Raw genomic sequence first — 599 nt, 5'->3', positions numbered from 1 at the left:
GCCATAGGTGTGACTAGTTTCAGTCCATGTTGTAGTTCCATCAGCTTGTTTTTCTTTACCAGTAAATGTGAAGTCGTCTTGGACGTTATCAGCTGGAGTCTTGTCACCTGCTCCTTCAAAGGTTACAGTTTGTTTAGTTGGCTTTGTTACATCATTTACGATTGGCACGTAGATGATTGGGGTGTCAGTACCTGGATTTTCAGGAGTGATTGGTGTTCCTGGATCTACTGGTTGGCCTGGTTTGACTGGATCTTTTGGATCTGGCAAGTAAGGCTTATAGCCTGGAACATCTGGAACTACTGGTTTTCCTGGTTTCGTTGGATCTGTTGGATCATTTGGATATTTCACATCTGGTGTTGATGGGAATTTAGGATCATCAGATTTCGGAACCAAACTGCCAAGTGGTTTGTAGGTAATAACCTCTACTACTTCAGGATTTTCAGGAGTCACTGTCTTAGATCCAGCTTCTGTCTTATCTGAGTAGTATCCATCTATAACTGGAACAATCAATTTTCCATACGTATGACTAGATTCAGTCCATGTTGTTGTATTTGTAGTTGGATTATGCTTACCTGTGAACGTAAAGCTATCTTGAACAT

At 41.1% G+C, this 599-nt stretch carries 1 protein-coding gene; it reads right to left on the bottom strand.

Features of this window, described 5'->3' with window-relative positions; translation table 11 throughout:
- Positions 1-599, bottom strand: a 599-nt coding sequence (locus ADH81_RS11230; RefSeq protein ID WP_049528962.1) for a mucin-binding protein, incomplete at both ends; no start/stop codon positions are given.

Source organism: Streptococcus pseudopneumoniae, assembly GCF_001072925.1.
Lineage (GTDB): Bacteria > Bacillota > Bacilli > Lactobacillales > Streptococcaceae > Streptococcus > Streptococcus pseudopneumoniae_Q.
This window is presented reverse-complemented; position numbering and strand designations above follow the sequence as displayed.